The organism is Vibrio sp. RM-41-2B (assembly GCF_024744415.1).
GTDB lineage: Bacteria > Pseudomonadota > Gammaproteobacteria > Enterobacterales > Vibrionaceae > Vibrio > Vibrio diabolicus.
In genome coordinates, this window is the sequence record NZ_JAMQWD010000021.1 from 17,447 (window position 1) to 33,591 (window position 16,145).

Here is a 16,145-nt window from a genome sequence, read left to right on the forward strand (position 1 = left end):
TGCCGTGTTTTTAATTGCATTTCGTAAATCAATGAGAGGATTTTATGAGGTGAAGAGAGATTCCGTTAATCGCTTTTGATGGATACTATCCTCGCTTTATGGGGTACGAAGGAATAATGGCTAGCTCACAAAAAAAAGCCCCGCAGAGCAGAAGCAATGCAGGGCTTTAGTTTCAAGTACGGAGCTGACGCTTAGACCGTAACGCGAACACGAAACAGATCAGTAAACAACTTGGCAATCATCAAAATGATCATAATGTTTACCAGCATCAGCAAGGGCGTTTCAATTCGATACGCTGGGGTTAAATTGAGCGCTCCTGATGTCAAGACAACCAATAAGTTAATACCTAGAATTCTGTGTACCATCAGTTTTGGTGTGGAAAAGACTTTCCAAATTACGATGATGTTGATGAAGTAGAATAGCCCTAGCTGCCAAAGCTCGGTCATCATTGGCATTAGGAAAATGTATTGCAATAGAATCACCGTGCCAGTGCCTATCACACCAAAAAATGCATCTTTAATAATGCTTGGTGGCATAGTAGGAACGATTGAAGAAAACACGCCTGCTAGCATCGGAAAAATGAAACCTCCGGGTACGGGCAGATAAATCCAGATCAACAAAGAAGTGACGAACATGGATACACCTTGCAATACCTTTCTGCCGTCTTCATTCAAATGCTGGATAAACGTTCGATGCTCGTGATGCCAAACCGTGTTTTTCTCTCTTTGCATGACATAAGCAACGTGACCAATGAGCGACGTACTTGGATTTTTAATATCAAAGCTTTGAAGTTGCTGCGTTAGCGTTGGCCAATCGATCTCACGACTTTGCGATTTATCTGCTTGTTCTAGCAATCGGTCTTGGATTTGTGCCATCTCATTTAAACGCGCACGCCATAGCTGACGATGTTCTTTTAAATGGTAGCTACCAGTGAGCGGCAAGCTGATCAGTTGGAACAGTTTCTCAATGTTAGTCGTATTGGTTTCCAGTGCTTCGATATCAATGTGGTGAGGGTTATTCATGGCGTTAAGCATTGCCTCACGGCTTGTCTCAAAACGCTGAATGAAGTTTTGTTCCGTGTTCACTGGCCACACTAAGCGATACACAACCGAGAAGGTGATCACACCAAGAATCGTCTCCTGCATACGAAGGACGGCGAAGTGAAATGTTGCTTGATTATCAAAGCCCCCCATACAGGCGACAATTGAGCACACCGCAAAACCGATCGTAAACACATAGCCGTACTTCTCGTCGCTCGACATAAATATGCACACACCCAAAAACAAGGTGAAGAAGGTGAGGAACAAAAAGCGGTCTTGAGAGAACGTCGCGATAAGAAAGAAGGCATAACCGATGCCCAATAAGGTTCCCAGCAATCGGTTATTTCCTTTGTTTATCGAGTGCGCGAAGCTTTCGTTCAATGCCATCACCGCGACCGCAATTGCCGCCCAGTAAGGTTTCTCCCATTGAAACCATAGGGCAAGACAGATCGCGATAACGATAGAGAGCGCAGCTTTGATCGCTTCTTTGGTAGAGGCGTTGAACATAACAATCACCGAATTATTTAATGATTTTGATAGAAGCCGTCATACCCACACGAAGTTGCAGATCGTCTGGCAGTTCATCCAGTTTTACTTTGATGGGAATACGTTGAGCCAAACGAATCCACTGGAAGTTCGGATTGACGTTTGGCAGGAGATCGTTGCCTGTGCTGCCATCTTGCTTTGCAATACCGTAGCCGATGCTTTTGATTTCACCTTTTAGTTGCACATCGTTGTGCATCATCAAGGTTACATAAGCGGTGTCTTCAGGATTGACGCCTACCAGATCTGTCTCTTTGAAGTAACCCTCTATCCAGAAGCTGTCTTCATCAATTAAGGCTACGACCGGAGAGTTAGCGACCACTTGAGAACCGACACGTAAGTTCAAATTAGTGATGTAACCATTCGTTGGAGCATAAACTTTGGTGTAATCAAGGTTCAGTTTTGCTTCCTCTACATTGGCTTTTGCAAGCTCCACGTTGGCAACCGCCGTTTCTACCGCATTGTTTAGATTGTTCAATGTCAGTACAGGTACGGCTCCAGGTGTGCGCTTTTCTAACTTAAGTGCGCGCTGCTCTTCGTTTTTTGCTTTTGCTAACAGAGCGACCGCTTGTTTTTGAGTCGCTAATGCTTTGTGGTATGCCGCTTTGTAGATGCTAGGGTCGATCTCAAACAGTAAATCGCCTTGTTTCACTTGAGAGTTGTCTTCGACATACACGTTAATAACTTGTCCTGTCACACGCGGCGTGATTGAGACAATGTATGCACTGACTTGACCGTCTCGTGTCCAAGGGCTGCTTGAGTACGACTGGTAATAGCTGAAAATCACACTGCCAGCGGCACAAAGCAGGAGCAATGTGATGAGATAACGTTTAATCACGGGATTTGCCTCAAAAGATGGTAATGAATCGACCAATAACGCCGGTAAAAATCACAATTAGACTCAGCTCTGCGAGTGCAGGAAATGCAACGTATTTGTGGATACCCAGTTTGGTAGCAACGGTTCCGACCAAAATGGTGAGCATGTAAGCCAATGCAATAACCGGCAACAAGGGTGGGAAGTAAACTTCGCCCCACACAAGTTCATGTGGCATTGAGTTCATGGTGTTTTTCTCTATTAACTTGATGAATGGGAAGATAAGGCAAGTGATGGCATCAGTGATAATCGCTTTTGTAGGATCTAATCCATCAAGAGAAAGGTGTCATGCGCTATATAGAGGGAATAGCGCAACAAAGTAGCTTTTTGGACAGTGAAAATAAAAATAAATTTATTTTCCAATTTATTTGATATTCATTGCAGAACGCTAAGTTATTAAATTTTCGACAATTATTGATCGATGTTTGCTTTTGAATATGCGAAGTGATGGTTTCATCCTTCAAATGGGATTACGAGTTGTGAGTTTTTGTTCCTAATATTCGCTTCGAAGCAAACGAGATGCTTTTTAAATTAAATAATCCAACAAATATGAGTGACAGATTATTCGTTAGATTATTTGAGTTTTATATTTATTAATAAGAGTAAAATTGTCATGGAAATTATTTCTAACCTTTTTGACATGGCACCATTTGTTGCTCTCTTTATTACGCTCTCTCTCGGTTATATGGTAGGTAAAATTACCATTGGTCGATTTGTTCTTGGCGGTGTTGCCGGAACATTATTAATGGGTGTAATTATTGGGCAATTTGGTGTTCATATTGATCCCGGAGTAAAAAGCATTTTCTTTGCGCTCTTTATTTACGCAGTAGGGTATCAAGGTGGTGCGCAGTTCTTCAAAGCATTGAACTTTAGAACCATCAACATTCTACTTTCCGCTGTAGTGATGACGGTTTCTGGCCTGCTTTGTGTACTAGCAGCAGCTTGGATGTTTGATCTAGACAGAGGTACGGCAGCAGGCCTTGCAGCTGGTGGTTTGACTCAATCGGCAATCATCGGTACAGCGGGTGATGCGATCGCACGTCTTGGTGGTGTGACAGAAGAAGCGAAGCACCTAATGCAGACCAACGTCGCAGTAGGCTACGCGGTTACGTACATCTTTGGTTCGCTTGGTCCAATTCTGATGGTGACATGGGTATTCCCAACATTGATGAAGTGGGATATCCGAGCAGAAGCGATTGCTCTAGAAGAGAAAAATTCAAATGGTAAGCGTGATTTAGCGCCGGGTGAGTTCAACGCCGTCACAGCGCTGGTTACACGAGCATTTAAAGTGAGCAAAGATGGTGGGCTAGCAGGCAAAACCTTAGCTCAGTTAAACCAACACGCTCTGGCTGCTTGTATTGAATTGATTCAACGCGATGGCAAAGTGCTAGACGTGGACAAATTCACAGCACTGAAAGAAGGGGATGTCATTGTTGTAACAGGTCGCCGTAATGCAGTACATCAGTTGCAAGATGGTTTGGCTGACAACGAGATTGCACTTCCAGAAGGCTATGAAGTTATAGAAGAAAACCGTCAACTGATCGCAGACAACCGCAAACTGATTGGTAAGTCGCTGCAAGAGATTAAAGAGGCTTCGAACCAAGGCTCTATGCGCGGTATTTATGTGACAGACTATATTCGTGAAGGCAACTCAATTGAAATGACGCCGGATCTTGTGGTGAAGAAAAACGACGTCATCCAGCTTACAGGTACCGCAAAAGACATCAATCGCGTTGAGAAAAACATTGGTCAGCGAATGGGCTCAGCAAACGTGACTGACTTAGTCGTGCTTGGTATGGGCATGGTGGTGGGCCTATTAATTGGTCTAATCAGTTTTAAGATTGCTGGTATTCCCGTCACTATCGGTTCTGGTGCAGGTTGTTTGATCTCAGGTTTGATCGTCGGTTGGTTGCGTAGCCGCAATCCGCATGTTGCTCAGTTTCCTGTGGGTGCCGCGAACTTTATTCGAGATTTCGGTTTGGCAGCATTTGTGGGCATTGTTGGCCTTGAGGCTGGGCCTCAAGCGGTCGACACCATCAAAGAACACGGTATGTCTCTGTTGTTCCTTGGCATGGGTGTAACGATTATCCCTCAGATTATTTCGTTCTTCTTCTCATATTTTGTATTGAAGATTAAGAACCCAGTTGAAGCACTTGGCTGTGTTACAGGTGGACGAAGTGCGAACCCAGCATTCGCGGCTTTAATGGAAAAAACAGGTAATGCAACACCAGTATTCTCATTCACCGTGACTTATGCAGTCGCCAATGTACTGCTTACCCTATGGGGTCCAATTATTGTCGGCATTATTACTTTAAACGCAGGCATGTAATTTAAATAAATTCGAACACTCTTATCGCCTAATTAAATAGGCGGTAGGGGAAGTATTATCCAAATTTTACTAAATAATAGATTCAGGTAAATATTATGACTACGCAAAACACAACAATTGATTTTTCAAAATTTGCAGATTTAAGCCCATTTGAATTAAAAGATAAACTTATTGAAGTGGCACAAACTGTTCCTGACCGCGCTTTATTAGATGCAGGTCGTGGTAACCCTAATTTTCTAGCGACACTACCACGTAAAGCGTTCATTCGTTTGGGTGAATTCGCAATATTGGAAGCCGAGCGCACTTACTCATACCTAGATGGTGGTTTCGGTGGCATTCCAGATGGTGTGGGCATTGTTGAGCGCTTCGATACGTTTGCAAGCAAGAATAAACAAGACCAAGGCGTACAGTTCTTGGAAAAGTCGCTGAGCTACGCAAAAGACCGTTTGGGTCTAGAGAAGCAAGCATTCTTGAATGAACTGGTTAACGCATACCTTGCATGTAACTACCCAGTGCCACCACGCATGTTGACGAACATCGAAACAGTTGTGAAACAGTACATCGCCGAAGAGATGTACGGCCCGATGCCAATGACAACAGACTTCGATCTGTTTGCAACAGAAGGCGGTACAGCGTCTATGACGTACACGTTCCAAACTATGTTCAACAACGGTCTATTGAAGAAAGGTGACAAGGTTGCACTAATCACTCCAATCTTTACGCCTTACCTAGAAATTCCAGAACTGAGTGAATACGAACTGGAAATCGTTGAACTACGTCTGGATGAGACAACATGGCAGCTGCCGATGTCTGAAATCGAAAAGCTTGCAGATACAGACATCAAACTGCTTTGTGTTGTGAACCCAGCAAACCCAGCGTCTGTGAAGTTCTCGGACGAAACTCTGGATAACCTATCAAACTTCGTAAACAACGAACGCAGCGACCTGTTCATTGTGACTGACGATGTATACGGCACATTTGCGGACGACTTTGTCTCACTGTTCGCGAAACTGCCATACAACACGCTTTGTGTTTACTCGTTCTCGAAGTACTTCGGTGCAACAGGCTGGCGTCTAGGCTCGATTGCGATTCAACACAACAACGTGTTTGACGATGCAATGCGCAGCCTTCCTGAAGCGCGTCAACTTGAGTTGGACGATCGTTACAAAACACTGACTCCGGAACCTCGTGAGATTAAGTTTATTGACCGTATCGTAGCAGACAGCCGCAGCGTAGCGCTTAACCACACAGCAGGTTTGTCTCTTCCTCAACAAGTTCAAATGGCGTTGTTCTCATTGAACTGCTTGATGGACTCAGAGAAAAACTACAAAGAAGCATGTAAACGCATCATTCGCGAGCGTTACAAAACTTTGTACAAAAATATGGGTGTAGAAATTGAAGAAAACAAAGATCGTGTGGACTACTACACACTACTTGAGCTCGACACTTTGGGCGGCAAATTGTACGGACCAGCATTCGTTGAATGGTTCAAAGCGAGCGAGAAAGGCAAAGACTTCCTGTTCCGCCTTGCACATGAAACCGGCGTTATCCTACTTCCAGGCCAAGGCTTTGATGTAGTGCACGCATCAGTTCGAGTTTCGTTAGCAAACCTTACTCACCACGAATACGAGCTTATCGGACGTGCAACACGCAAAGTGTTGGATGAGTACTTTGCTGAATTCCAAGGCTAATGAATCCAGCCTGATTAAGAATAAGCCTCGGCGTTGTCGAGGCTATTCCGACCAAATAAGCACAGTGTACGTCATTGTGTTTATTTAGTCGCCAAGCTAACAAACTTCCCAATTAAGAGTGACTTATGAAAAGTATTATTTCTATTCAATCTCATGTGGTTTATGGCCACGCAGGAAACAGTTCTGCAGTCTTTCCGATGCAGAGAATGGGCCTCGAAGTCTGGCCAATTCACACGGTTCAGTTTTCAAATCACACTCAGTACCAGCAAGGTTGGACTGGACAGAAGTTTGGGGCAGATGAAATTCATTCTCTAATGAGAGGCTTAGATAACATTGAGAAGTTAGGCGAATGTGGCGCGATACTGTCCGGTTATCAAGGCAGCGCAGAGCAATGTCGTGCGGTGGCCGAAGCGGTAAGTTTAGTCAAATCGCGTAACCATAGTGCACTTTATGTGTGTGACCCAGTTATGGGTGATCCAGACAAAGGTTGCATTGTGGCAGACGGTGTCAAAGAAGCGATAAGCCATAGCTTGTTGCCAATCGCTGATGTGATTGTTCCTAACCAGTTTGAACTGAGCGAGTTAACAGGTGTGAAAATTAACTCTCTTTATGATGCGGTCACTGCATGTAAAAAAGCCTTAGAGTTAGGACCGAAAATGGTATTGGTGAAACACCTGCATGCACTAACAGATGACGCCTTCAGTATGATTTTAGCCACGCCGAAAGCAAGCTATTTGGCCCAACGCCCTAGTGTTGAATTTGCTATGCAGCCAGTGGGTGTCGGTGATTTGATTTCTGCGATTTTTACTTCTTGTTTGGTGAAGAAGATGTCTCCTGTCGCAGCCTTTCGTCATACACATAACGCCGTTTACGGTGTATTGGAGATCACCAAAGGCTATGGCACATGGGAGCTACAGACGATCAATGCCCAATACGAATTTGTCGAACCGACGCATGAGTTCAACGTCGTGAAAATTGCTTAGCGCAGTACCTAATTAACGGAGAAGCGTAAAGTTAGCATATAGAAACTTGGCATAATTGCTTTGATGGATAGCATCCTACAATCGCGATTATGGGGTTTAGCCGTGCCTAGCTATAGTAACTCCACACAACGAAACGGACTTCATTTTGACCCAATTAACTTCAAACTGAGTCTCTGGTCATACGCCAGAGAACATTAAATGAGACTGATTATGAATCGTTTAATTTCCTCTGGTGTGACGGTTGCACTTTCGCTGTTGATAGTAGCTTGTAGTTCACCCCATACGCTGGATGTTCGTGTTTCTCAAAGCAACTATAAAGATGTCGAGATCGCGAGTTCGACACCAAATGAGCCACTTCGAATGTGGGCCAATGAAGCGCCGGATTTTCTCTACTCGTCGCACAATCAAACCACACCGATCAAAGTAGAGGGTGAACAGCTCAATATTTTGGCCTTATCGGGTGGTGGCGTAAACGGCGCGTACGGTGCCGGCGTCTTGATGGGGCTGCAGGAAAAGGGGGAGCTAAAAGATTATGCCATCATTACTGGAGTCAGTGCGGGTGCCCTAATCGCTCCTTTTGTTTTCATTGGCGGTGATGCGATGCCAAAGATGAAAGAAGTCATGCTCAACATCAATGATAAGAATATTTTGGGTAAGAAGAACTTCTTAAATACCCTGTTTAAGGACGCGTTTACCGATGGTGAGAACCTATATGATTTCATCGCAGATGCTTACCCTGAGCCCATGATCGAGGCGATGGCGCAGCAACACCGCAATGGTAAACGCCTCTTTATTGGCAGTACCCATTTTGATTCAGGCGAACTGGTGATTTGGAATATTGGTGCGATTGCGAACAGTGATTTAGCGGACAAATCTGAACTGATTTACAAGGTGCTTGCTGCGAGCGCATCGATCCCTGGTGTTTTCCCTCCACAATTTATCGATGTTGAACATGATGGAGAAACACTTGAGGAGTTACACGTAGATGGCGGTCTCGCAGCGCAGGTGTTCTTTAATCCGTCTAACTTCAACTATCAACAAATCTCAGATGCTTTGGGGTTAGAAAAAGCGCCTCAGCTGGATGTGATTCGCAATGGTGCGTTAAAAGCACCGTATCGACCACTAAAAGACAAAGGTTTGGACTTGGTATCGAAAAGTGTCTCAAGTCTTACGCTAGCGCAAACTCGTGGTGATCTCTATCGAATGAAATACATCAGTGAAATCAACGATATCGAGATGCAGTTTACCTACATTGATCAAGATTTCAGATACGCCAAAGTAACGAAAGATATGTTCGATCACCGCTACTTGCTGACGATTTACGAATATGGATTCAAAAAAGCCACCCAAGGGCAACTTTGGGTAACTGAACTCCCTTAATACAGGAAAACGATACAATGAAAAAAGCCGTTCTTACACTCATGATGCTTACCGCTTCCGCGACTGCATTCGCCCAAAGTGGAGCCCATCTTGACCAGCAAAAAGTGGATAGTGATATGCAGCAACTGTCTGCAATCAAAGAAGAAGGTGCAGCCTTTATCATGATTGACGAGAACTCGAGTTACGTGGCGGTCGAGTTCGTGGGAAAGTGGGAAGAGATCAACAACTATGTGTCACACAAAGAAGCGAAACAACGTAAATTGGAAAAAGTGAACAAGCAGTTCGTGTACTCTCAGGTCGGTGAAACGTTGGAGTCACTTGAGCAAAAAGTCGTTGACCACATTTACGCTGATCAACCTAAATATTTCAGTGTCGATGTCTACCGTGATTACCATGGTGACTCAGGAGAATTCAACTATTTAGCTCGTGTCGTTGAGTACAACTAAGTTAGAGAAAACCTACTGAAGCTAGTAGGTTTTTTTGTGTCGTCGAGAAGGAATTCAAACGCAGATTGTTTCCGTTACCAAGTAGCAATTCTACGATCTTGTGGTAATTTAATTAGATAACTCTAAAAAGTAAGCACAACCTATGAATTTTAGTTTTGAACAACTTCTCGCGTTCGTAACCGTTTATGAACAGCTTTCGTTTAGTAAGGCGGCGGTCAAACTCAATAAGCACCGAACCACAATAGGGCAGGTGATTACCAATCTTGAAGATCAACTGGCGGTCAACCTGTTTGAGCGAGTGGGGCGCTCGGTAGAACCAACAGAAGATGGCCACCATCTGTACCACTATGCTAAACAAACCATCGAACAGGCTCGTACTTTCGATAAAGTCGCACTGAGTCTTTCTTACGGTGGATTAGAAAGCGTTAACATCGCCTATTCTAGTGTGATTCCGCATCGTGCTTTGGTTGAAATTCGCCAGCAATTGTTACGTGACTTTCCGTTAATGCGTGTGAACTTCTTTGTTCGGAATAAACAGGACATCAAAAAGGGGATCGCTAGTGGTGAATTCCACTTCGGTATCGTGAATGTTCATGATAGCCAGGCGATGCATAGCTTTGATGCCACCTTCCTTGGGCATTTCGAGTTTTTCCCTTTTGCACAAAAAGGTGGAGAGCTGTCTAAGTTGAAGAAAGATGAAGTCTTAACCGCATTGAAAAGCAGCAAGCAATTTGTCTTACGCTCATTTATCGAAGAAGGCATGGCGGAGAAGATCATCGTTAGCTCTGATAACGAAGAAGTCGATCAGCTTGCCCTCGTGATAAAAATGGTCGAAGCGGGCTTGGGCTGGGCGCTACTGCCTAAAACCTTTGCTAACACTGAGTTTGCCAACCATTCGATTGAACCTGTCGAATCTGCCGAGATGCTTGAAGGGTTCAAGTTTGGTTTTGCACTATGGTGTCCACATTCGAAACAGGTTGGTGATATCAAGCAATCGCTAATGACCGTGATAAATAACTATCGCCAGCGATTCGAAGACAGCCTTCGTCGCTGATTCCAAAGACTCATTTCATTCCAACAAGGCTCATTTCGAGCCTTGTTTTCGTTTTATCCGACTCAAAATATCCGGCTTCAAATTTTGAAGGATCACACCCTCTATACGAGAGTATGGGATATCACTATTTTGCCTTAATCTAATCTCGCTCAATGGGTAAGCCCAGAGCAAAAAGTGTTTTTACCATATGTCCGCTGCAAGGACGCAGATTTTCAGCCGGGTTTAGTTACCCGGCTTTTTTTATAGTAATAAAAAATGTCAGCTGTCACCCCAAGCTCTCTGTTACAACTGGCTTGTTACTTCGCTTAGCAATCCAGTACGCAACGCTACCCCAAAGCACAGTGAGTGCCCAAAGTGCCGTCCAATGTAGAGCGACTTGTTGCCAGGTTGCCCCCATTTGGTTTAGCGCTAAGAAAGCTTTGATCGCCCAAGTGCTTGGGCTTAAATCAGCAATCCATAGCAAGGGAGTAGGTATGGATTCAATCGGCCAAATAAAACCAGCCAAGAAAATGAGCGGCATAGAGCTCACTAGGACGACTAAGGTGACAAGTTCACGCCGAGGTAATAAGTAACCTAACCAGAAGCCTAGTCCGCAACAACCTAAAAAGAACGGGAACAACATAGCCAGCAATTCGCCCGCATTGGCGATATGGTTTACGTTTAAACGTTCGAAGCTAAAACCAAAATAGTAGGCGCCGAGTAAATAATAAATTGCCACAAATACTAACGTTCTCACAAGCAGCAGCGATCCCGTTGATACTTGTGACCAATAGCCACGACCATGACGCTGTGTTCCCGTTTGTAATCCAACCGCCATGATCAACGTTTGTTGTAAAATCAGAACAAATACTGCCGGCACTACGTATTCGATGTAACCCATGGTTGGGTTGAACGTCGGTTTCATATTAAGCTTAATAGCAGAGTAATTATGGCTAGCCATACTCATGGGCACACCATCTATCACCATTTTACTGACTTTCACTTGGGCCCCTAATGTGCCTCCCGCTTGGGCCAATCCTTCTACCACGGTTCCGTATACGAGAAAATACGAGGCGTCCGCAGCGTAGGCTAGAGTCGGGCTTTTACCTAGCATTAGGTCTTTGTAAAAGTGTTCCGGTATGACTAAAAAACCGGTGATCTCTCGTTGTAAAAATGCTTGCTTTGCATCGGCAATCGTATGAAGTCGAGTAACTACGTTGACTTGCGGGGTGGCATCAACCATACGTTCCAGCTTTAAACTCGTCTGACTACCATCTAGATTAACAATCGCGATTGGTTGTTCACGAGGCGTTTGTTGTGCATAAGGCAAAGGGTATAAAAACGAGTAAAATACGACACCACCAAACACGGTCAACGTAACGACTGGATTAGTTAGAACGGCCTTAAGTTCCGCTTTAATCAGTTGCCACAATGTCATACCGCCTCCTTCGCTTGGCATGTTGATGAAGCTGTTCGATGTTTACCCATCAAGGCTGCGGTAATGAGCAGAGGCACAACGTAACCAATCATAGGCCATAGCGAGCTTAAAGATTGTGCGGCCGATGCTCCATAGTTTGCTTGACTCACTTGTACTTCAATGTAATGGGTAATCGGCAATAATGAACGCCATGCATAAGCGAGCGTGTTCATGTCAGAAACTGGGAATGTAATTCCCATGAACGCGAAGCTTGGAGCCGTAAATGCGCCAGCAAAACTCATCGCACGTGCAGGATCCATCGACAAGAAGAAGAACAACGCTCCCATAATGATACAGGCGATAACCGTCGCCAATTGTGCTAATAGCATAACCACAAAACTGCCTTCCATTGGCCAATCAAGCACGGAATAAAACCAGTACAAGAACAACGCACCTTGCGCCATAAAGACCGGAATGTACCGACTTAATAAGGTAGTGAGCCTGGCGTATGGCTTTTCGCCCAAAAATGCAAAGCTATTCTTTCCACCATAAATGCGAAAGTGCGCGGCAAGAATCAAAATAGTGCTTACTACAATACATATTTGCCAAATGGCTGGCACGATAGCCGTTACCAAAAATTGTGCGTAGTTATTGTTACGGTTAAATAATGCGGTTATTTGTGTCGACACGGGTACAGCCTGTCCAGCCGCTGCTAACGTTGTGGTGTTGCCCTTAGCCAAGTTGCCCATTACTTCAACCTGAGCGTCGAAATAGCCTTGTGCTTGCGCAACGGCAGAGTTGATCAGTTTCGCTACCAAAATGTACTGACTGTTGTAAAAGACAGAAAGTTGAGGTTGGCGGTGCTGGAGAATATCTTGGTCGAACTTAGATGGGATGACCGCGTAAGCGTAGATATCGCCTTCAATCATCGCATTTTTTGCTTCGCTTGCACTGGTGTAGTGATAGTTAACAGCCAGACTCGACGACGCATCCAAAGATTGAATGAGCTTTCGAGAAAGTTGGGAATGTTGTAGATCAACCACACCGATTGGCAGATCCCGGGCAATGCCCGCAGAGAACACTCCCCAAATCATCATCGCGAGCAAAATCGGTATCCAAGTAAGGCACGAAAGCAACCACTTGTCTCGTCGTAAGATATGCCGCTGTGAAATCTTAATCGTCATAGCATTAACCTAGTGGTTGTGATTAAAGTTCAACGACAACACTCATTCCCATACGCAGTTCAGGTTCGGGTTGAGCTGGACGAGCTTCTACTTCAAAGGTACGAAGATCAAAACCTTGAGAAGCATCGGTTGCTCTCCACGTTGCAAAGTCACCCATAACGGCAACATGCGTTACTTTGAACTCAACATTTTTCTTTAAGGCAGGCAAATAGGCATCAAAGGTTGCTCCTTTTTTAAAGTGTTGAAGGTAATCTTCACGCACATTCAGTGTCGCCCAGGCATCTTCTGTATCTATCACAGTAACAACCGGGAAGCCCTGAGGTGCTAATTCACCACTTTGAAGTAGAACTTGAGAGACTTCGCCGTCGAACCAGCTGTAGATCTGAGTATCTTTCGCGTACGCTTCTACTTCGGCTACGGCACCTGATGCCATGCGCGCTTTTTCCGCCGCAGCCACTTTGGTTTCACTTCTAGCGCCTTCTTTTGCCATTTCGTACATTTGAAACGCGGCACTTTCTGTGTATTTCGCTGCTTGCCACTGAGTTAAAGCTTCATCGCGTTTTTGTTCTGCAACCACGCCATCGTTATAAAGGTTATTCACACGATTGTAGGTTTTTTCCATTAAATTCGCAGCGGCTTTGGCTTTCATCCACTGATCTTTTGCTGCTTGGATTTGTTGCTCACGTGCGCCTTTCTCAGCTTCTTGAGCTAAGGCGTCCGCCGCTTTTTCACCTGCTTTTGCTTGTTCTAACTTCGCTTCAATTTCAGGACTATGAAGGGTAAAAATAAGCTGACCTTTCTCTACATCGTCGCCTTTACGTACCATGACCTCATCAATACGCCCTGGAACTTTTGAGGAAATGCTGTATTGCTGGGCTTCAATTAATCCCTGTAAGCGGGTCGGTTCCGGTTGATAGGCTTGGTAAAATTGATAACCAACCCAAGAGGCAACACCCAAAGCACAAAGTGAGAGTAAAACGGGTTTTAGTGATTTAGCTGCCATGATTTATTTCACCTCTTTGGATGTTGAAGCAGGGATATAAGCGGTATTTTGATATTGTTCGAAGCTGTTCATTTCACTGCTCAATGCGAGTAGCTTGGTTAAAGATATTAAATAGCGGAAACGCGCCGCTGAACGTTGTGTTTCTATACTCGCGACATAAAGTTGTGCATCCACAACATCCAGAGAAGACGACAGACCCTGAGTAAATGCTTTTTCACGCAAGCGCAGGTTTTCGTTAGCGAGTTCAATGCTAGATGCGAGCCCTTGTACTTCATCAATAGCTTGCTGAGCCTCCAAGTATGTCTTTTGGACTAACAGCGATAAGTCTTGTTTGGCTTGGGACTTTAATGAGTCAACCTGCGAGACGACGCTTTGAGCGGCTTTGACTTTTTCGCTTCGCCCTGATGATTCAATCAGTGGAATGCTGACACCAACACCAACTAACCAGTCTGGCTTCATTTGGCTTGCGAGAGAATCGTCTTCATACAAGCTGTAGTCGCCGTAAAGGTAAACTTCAGGGTAGTATTTCCCTTTTTCTGCTTTGATTAAGCTAGAGGCTTGTTTGTGTTTAGCGCTCAGAAGTTCTAACCCCGGATAGGTAAGCAACGTTTGATCGACAAAAGCGGTAAGAGGGGGGAGACTGTCGTTGATAAACAAAGATTCAGCGGGCTCTACGGCGTCATCTTGCGCAAGTAATTTACCTAATGCTGCTTGAGCGATACTCAAATCGCTGGCGGCTTTACGTGTTTCTACTGATGCTTTATCTAGAGAAGCCTCGGCTTGCAGGCGCTCAACGTGTGCGATTTGTCCTTGCTCTTCAAGCTTAATGGCAAAATCTCTATGCTTTTTTAGTCCAGCTTCAACCGCTTGCCGCGTTGCGAGTACTTCCTTTGCCAGCACGACAGAAAAGTAGTACTTCGACAAATCTTCAAAGCGCGCTTGTTGTTCCATTAGAAGCTGGCTTTTAGCCTCATCTGTTTTGCCTTCTGCTGCTGATTGAGCAGCAGAAATACGACCACCAGTAAAAATTGGCCAAATGGCACGAATAGACGAAGAGAAAATATCGCGCTCGGTTATGGTCGAAGTAGTACTAGCTAAGGCACCAAAAATAGGTTGAAAAGTAGGAGGTACGTTAATGTGTGCTCCTGTGCTGTCTAGGATCTGTTTTCCCGACAGCGTGATATCGGTATCTAAACGCGTGTAATTCGCGCCAATGGTAACCTGAGGTAAGTTGAGATTGCTGGTGGCACTCTCTTGGTATTGGTAATTCTCGACGTTTGAGCGTTGAGCTTTAAGAGAATAGTTGTTTTCTAGCAATAGCTGCCATGCGGTATCAAAAGTGATCGGTGCCGCATGACAGGCAAGGGAAATCGAGCTGCTAAGTAAGCCCAGTATCCAAAACTTTCCTGTTTTTTTCATAATGGCTGCTTTGTCGTAGAGTATAAGCTCTAATATAAAGGATTCGTAACTTGGTGTTAAGTAGGAGGGGAAATTGGGTAGTAGTATGCGCCCAGTTATGTTTGTGCTGGGCGCGGGAGATGTTACAAGTTTACTTCGTATATGGACAGTGAAACTCTGCTCTCCACTCAAGCTGACGAGAACCTCGCATCGTATTCAATAGGTCTTTTCCACTCATTTGAGGGAACGACAACAGGACCTTGAGATCAGAAGTACCGCCTCTGTTTTTTTCATAAGCCCTGACGTGTGTAAACGTTGAATACATATTCTCTGACAGCATCGCCTTATTCAGGCATATTCCAAAGGTATCGCGTTCCATGTTTGGTGTTCCTTCTAACTATAAATGCACCTCTGTTTATAGTTTTCCAGTTTTCAGATGGTGTCTAAGTGTTTGTCATATAGTCAGTATTTGTGTTTTGTTTTATTTGTTTCCAAATCACTGACATCAATGTTGAGCTTTTAATAGACTTCCAGCTTCACTGCTTTCTAACCGAAACTCTCAATGGTTTCGTTGATTAAAAATTATACGTTGGAAAGTCTAAAAACGCCTCAAAAACCGCTAAAATCGATGTGATCACGATCATGTTTTAAAGGGCAATTTATGTATGGAATTGAGTATCAGAGAGGAATGCTAAATTTGGTGAATGGTTGTAATTTTATGTTTCAGCTCGTCGATTAATTAACCGTAAACTCTGCGGTTTGCTTGCCTTCCTCACAGATTTATCACCGCGACAACGCCATGCTGTTAACTGAGTGTTAACGTA

The 16,145-nt window shown here is 44.4% G+C and carries 14 protein-coding genes; 6 read left to right on the forward strand and 8 right to left on the reverse strand.

Translation table 11 applies throughout. From position 1 onward, the window contains the following. Positions 1 to 191 precede the first annotated feature (191 nt). From NB463_RS14745 to NB463_RS14755, 3 genes are read right to left on the reverse strand one after another with little or no spacing between them, the layout of a single operon-like run. On the reverse strand, positions 192 to 1,547 hold the full coding sequence (locus NB463_RS14745) for an FUSC family protein (RefSeq protein ID WP_258432167.1): 1,356 nt from the start codon (positions 1,545 to 1,547) through the stop codon (positions 192 to 194). A 13-nt stretch (positions 1,548 to 1,560) separates the two neighbouring features. After that, positions 1,561 to 2,421 carry an HlyD family secretion protein gene (locus NB463_RS14750; RefSeq protein ID WP_005435679.1) on the reverse strand — a complete coding sequence of 287 codons (861 nt, stop codon included), beginning with the start codon at positions 2,419 to 2,421 and terminating at the stop codon, positions 1,561 to 1,563. 10 nt (positions 2,422 to 2,431) lie between these two features. Then, positions 2,432 to 2,644 carry a DUF1656 domain-containing protein gene (locus NB463_RS14755; protein WP_258432168.1) on the reverse strand — a complete coding sequence of 71 codons (213 nt, stop codon included), beginning with the start codon at positions 2,642 to 2,644 and terminating at the stop codon, positions 2,432 to 2,434. Between the two features lie 426 nt (positions 2,645 to 3,070). Between NB463_RS14755 and aspT the strand changes: the two genes are divergently transcribed. From aspT to NB463_RS14785, 6 genes are all read left to right on the forward strand, one after another. Continuing rightward, entirely contained in the window at positions 3,071 to 4,786 is a 1,716-nt protein-coding gene (gene aspT / locus NB463_RS14760; RefSeq protein ID WP_042523827.1) for an aspartate-alanine antiporter, read from the forward strand. Between the two features lie 95 nt (positions 4,787 to 4,881). Next, entirely contained in the window at positions 4,882 to 6,477 is a 1,596-nt protein-coding gene (locus tag NB463_RS14765) for a bifunctional aspartate transaminase/aspartate 4-decarboxylase (protein WP_047009847.1), read from the forward strand. Between the two features lie 125 nt (positions 6,478 to 6,602). After that, a complete protein-coding gene (gene pdxY, locus NB463_RS14770; RefSeq protein ID WP_033906186.1) occupies positions 6,603 to 7,460 on the forward strand; it encodes a pyridoxal kinase PdxY in 858 nt (285 codons plus the stop codon). 210 nt (positions 7,461 to 7,670) lie between these two features. After that, positions 7,671 to 8,840, forward strand: coding sequence for a patatin-like phospholipase family protein (locus NB463_RS14775; protein ID WP_130546138.1), 1,170 nt, complete (start codon positions 7,671 to 7,673; stop codon positions 8,838 to 8,840). A gap of 17 nt (positions 8,841 to 8,857) precedes the next feature. Next, positions 8,858 to 9,286, forward strand: a complete 429-nt coding sequence (locus NB463_RS14780) for a hypothetical protein (RefSeq protein ID WP_047102715.1) — start codon at positions 8,858 to 8,860, stop codon at positions 9,284 to 9,286. Positions 9,287 to 9,428: 142 nt separating this feature from the next. Further along, a complete protein-coding gene (locus tag NB463_RS14785; protein ID WP_005435695.1) occupies positions 9,429 to 10,340 on the forward strand; it encodes a LysR family transcriptional regulator in 912 nt (303 codons plus the stop codon). A 265-nt stretch (positions 10,341 to 10,605) separates the two neighbouring features. Here the strand turns inward: NB463_RS14785 and NB463_RS14790 are convergent, their stop codons facing one another. From NB463_RS14790 to NB463_RS14810, 5 genes are all read right to left on the reverse strand, one after another. Next, a complete protein-coding gene (locus NB463_RS14790; protein WP_258431664.1) occupies positions 10,606 to 11,757 on the reverse strand; it encodes an ABC transporter permease in 1,152 nt (383 codons plus the stop codon). Further along, positions 11,754 to 12,920: an ABC transporter permease gene (locus tag NB463_RS14795; protein WP_258431665.1), complete on the reverse strand. Its 1,167-nt coding sequence runs from the start codon at positions 12,918 to 12,920 to the stop codon at positions 11,754 to 11,756. The genes NB463_RS14790 and NB463_RS14795 overlap by 4 nt, the downstream gene beginning before the upstream one ends. A 22-nt stretch (positions 12,921 to 12,942) precedes the next feature. Then, a complete protein-coding gene (locus tag NB463_RS14800) occupies positions 12,943 to 13,923 on the reverse strand; it encodes an HlyD family secretion protein (RefSeq protein ID WP_258431666.1) in 981 nt (326 codons plus the stop codon). A gap of 3 nt (positions 13,924 to 13,926) precedes the next feature. Continuing rightward, positions 13,927 to 15,342, reverse strand: a complete 1,416-nt coding sequence (locus tag NB463_RS14805) for a TolC family protein (protein WP_258431667.1) — start codon at positions 15,340 to 15,342, stop codon at positions 13,927 to 13,929. A gap of 130 nt (positions 15,343 to 15,472) precedes the next feature. Next, positions 15,473 to 15,700, reverse strand: coding sequence for a hypothetical protein (locus NB463_RS14810; RefSeq protein ID WP_170891487.1), 228 nt, complete (start codon positions 15,698 to 15,700; stop codon positions 15,473 to 15,475). Positions 15,701 to 16,145 lie beyond the last annotated feature (445 nt).